Raw genomic sequence first — 315 nt, 5'->3', positions numbered from 1 at the left:
TGACCAACGTGGCGAGCTGTTCCAAGCGGTTCGTATGGAGAAAAACATGATGGGCCTAATGCTTGGTCTGATCATCGGGGTTGCTGCATTTAATATTATCTCTGCGCTGATTATGGTGGTGATGGAGAAACAATCTGAGGTCGCGATACTTAAAACTCAGGGCATGACTGACGGCCAAGTGATGGGCATCTTTATGGTTCAGGGCGCGAGTAGTGGCGTGATTGGCGCACTATCCGGCGGCGCACTAGGTGTTGTTCTGGCAATGAACCTTAACCCGATTTTAGAAGCGATGGGTGTTGCTCTATTCTCGTTTGG

At 49.8% G+C, this 315-nt stretch carries 1 protein-coding gene; it reads left to right on the top strand.

From position 1 onward, the window contains the following. Positions 1-315, top strand: a 315-nt coding sequence (locus AB4486_RS23380; RefSeq protein ID WP_372118934.1) for an FtsX-like permease family protein, incomplete at both ends; no start/stop codon positions are given.

Source organism: Vibrio sp. 10N.222.55.C6 (genome assembly GCF_041473395.1).
Lineage (GTDB): Bacteria > Pseudomonadota > Gammaproteobacteria > Enterobacterales > Vibrionaceae > Vibrio > Vibrio crassostreae_C.
This window is presented reverse-complemented; position numbering and strand designations above follow the sequence as displayed.